This window comes from Deltaproteobacteria bacterium, from assembly GCA_026712905.1.
In the GTDB taxonomy this organism is placed as follows: domain Bacteria; phylum Desulfobacterota; class Binatia; order UBA9968; family JAJDTQ01; genus JAJDTQ01.
This window is the reverse complement of sequence record JAPOPM010000250.1, coordinates 1-2,833: the sequence shown is the minus strand read 5'-3', so window position 1 is coordinate 2,833 and position 2,833 is coordinate 1. Positions and strand designations below refer to the sequence as shown.

General features: G+C 65.5%; 3 protein-coding genes. All 3 read right to left on the bottom strand.

The features are described from left to right. Window positions 1-287: hypothetical protein (locus OXF11_21295; GenBank protein MCY4489626.1), on the bottom strand; the 287-nt coding region annotated here is incomplete at its 3' end. Window positions 288-324: 37 nt separating this feature from the next. Continuing rightward, a complete protein-coding gene (locus OXF11_21290; protein ID MCY4489625.1) occupies window positions 325-1,803 on the bottom strand; it encodes a tripartite tricarboxylate transporter permease in 1,479 nt (492 codons plus the stop codon). A gap of 88 nt (window positions 1,804-1,891) precedes the next feature. Continuing rightward, window positions 1,892-2,833, bottom strand: a 942-nt coding sequence (locus OXF11_21285; GenBank protein MCY4489624.1) for a hypothetical protein, incomplete at its 5' end; no start/stop codon positions are given.

Here is a 2,833-nt window from a genome sequence, read left to right as displayed (position 1 = left end):
ATGATCGCGGTACGCACGAGCGCTTCGCCGCTCCGCAGGTTCACGTCCAGGAAGATGTCCGCCGCCCCTCCCCCGTCGCCGGGAACGGGCGCCTCGCCTCCCTTCACTCCGGTCCACAGCGCAAGGGCCGCGGCGATGATGCAGCCGGCAACGCCGATGAGCGTGGGGAAAAGCGCGGTTTTCCACGGCCATACTCTGGCCGTGAATACGGCCGCGGCGAAGATCACCGCCAACAGGAGGATGAAGAGGCTTTCGACATAGTGTTCACGAATCCGTGGCGTGGTCATCGTGCACCTCGACGGTCTTGCCGCGCGTAAGCGGATTTCACGACGCCCCCTGTTCGCGCGACTGGCTCCTGGTTGCGTAGAACACGGTCGCCAGGGTCATGAATATCAGGACGATGACGATGGGCCGCTGCCACACCCATGTCCAGCCGTAACGGCTCACGGCGATGTCCAGATAGCGTTCCATGATGGGACCCAGGACGATCCCGAGGGCGATGGGCGGTCGCGGCCAGCCCCAACGCTTCATGAGGTAGCCCAACGCTCCCGCGGACACCAGCACGACCCAGTCACCCAGATCCTGCGTCGCCATCCACGAGCCCATGAACACCAGCACCAGGATGATGGGGATGATCAGGCTGCCGCGAATCGTGGTGACCTTGGCCAACTGGGTGGTGCATCCCATCAACACGACCGCGGTGATGATGTTGGCGATGACCAAGGCCCAGATCACCGAGAAAGTGACGTCGAGACGCGTGCTCAGGAGCTCGGGACCCGGGTAGATTCCGTGGATCAGAAAGGCGCCCAGCAGGATCGCCATGGTGGCGCTTCCGGGTATGCCGAAGGCGATGGTCGGGATCAGCGAACCGCCCTTCATGGCGTTGTTGGCACTCTCCGGCGCGATCACGCCGCGTATCTCGCCCTTGCCGAACTGCGCCTCGGGATCCTTGTTGGACTGCACCGCGTGGCCGTAGGCCACCCAGTCGACGATGCTCGCGCCGAGGCCGGGAATGAAGCCCACGTAGGCGCCGATCACCGCGCACCGGAGCGCCAGCCACCAGTTCCGCGCGGCGTCGCATACGCCGTCCCACATGCCCTTGCCCATCTCCGGCACCTCGGCGAGGCTGCCTCGGCGCACCGCCAGCTCCACGACCTCGGGCAACGAGAAAAGGCCCAGCACGCACGGAACGATGGGAAGCCCTTCCAGAAGATAGGGGGTGTTGAACCAGTAGCGCGGGATGCCGTCCTGCGGCGAATAGCCCATCATGGAAAGCTGGAGGGCGAACAGCCCCACCAGGATGCCCTTGGCCGGGGCGCTGCCGCTCAGGGCGCCCACCATGGCCATGCCCAGGACGCCCAGGAGAAAGAACTCGGGGGCGCCGAAGGACAGCACCAGCGGGCTCAGGATCGGGATGGAGATGACCAGCAGGATGGCGCCCACGACCCCGCCGAACGCCGACACCGTGTAGGCGGCGCCGAAGGCCCGGGCCGCCTCCCCTTTCTTGGCCAGGGGATAGCCGTCCATGATGGTGGCTTGGGAGCCGGCCGTGCCCGGCACGCCCAGGAGCACCGATGAGATGGTGTCCGAGGTGGAGGTGATGGCGTACATGCCCATGAGCAGCGCCATGGCCTCGTAGGGCGCGAGGTCGAAGGTGAAGGGCAACAGGATGGCCATGCCCGAGAGCCCGGACAGCCCCGGCACCATGCCGAAGAAGACGCCCAGGCCGATGCCCAGCAGAAGATAGCCGAAGGCCGGCCAAGACAAGATTCCCAGGAGTGCCTGGTGAGCTGCCTCTAGCATTGCGTGTCAGCCTAGGTGATGGCGCGGCTTCGGTTGTGGTTCCCGTTGCCGGACGGATGCGGTCCGGCAACGGGAAGCGCTGGATAGTCTACTTCGAGCCCGCCTGCTTGCGGCCCTGCTCGACATACTTGAGCCGGAACTGCTTCATCTCGTCACCCGCGTTCGTCCACGGCTTCATGGCGTTCTCGATGCCCTTGGGGGTGGTCAGCATCTGCGGCTCGATGCCCACGGTCTTCTTGTACTCCGCGAGAAACTCGGGATCCTTGCTCATGCTCGCGAAGGCTGCCCGCATCGTGTCCACGGCGGCCTGGGGGACGCCCGGCGGGGCCAGGATCTGACGGTAGCTGCTCAGGATCTGGAAGAGCTGCCACAACGGTCCCTCGGGGGCCTTGCCCGAGAGCTGCTTGACGAAATCCCGCGCCGGCACACCCGGAGCGATGGCGGGAATGGCCGTGTCGCTGCCATACCACAGGGGAGAGGCCTCGCCCTTGTCTACGGCGATGGGCTTGACCCGCGTCAGGTAGAACGGGGTGCTGCCGTCAACGTAGTTGATCTCGTCGCGCAGGAACGCGGCCAGGAGACCGGCCGACCCCTGGTACCCGGTGACGTACTTGTACTTCACGCCGGCCAGGTCGAACAGAGCGCGGAACTTGAGGTCCTTGCTGCTGTCGGCACGAAACCCGCCTACCGTGAGGTTCTTGGCCTTCTTGAGGTCCCCGAGCTGCTTGTACGGGGGATCGAGCTTCGTCGACACCACGCCCACGCTCACCACCGGAGTGAACATGACCGGGATGATCTCCGCCATGTTGGCCCGCAGACCGACGGACTTGGGATCGCCGACGAACCACTCCTGGTAACGGCCGCTGGCGGTCTGACAGCCCATGACCGTGCCGTTCCGGCGCGCGCGCTCGTAGATCCAGTTCATCGCCAGCGTGCCGCCGCCGCCCGGCTTGCTCGTGACCACGATGGTGGGATTGCCCTTCAGGTGCTTCTTCAGATGCCGGGCGTAGATACGGCACTCGATGTCGGT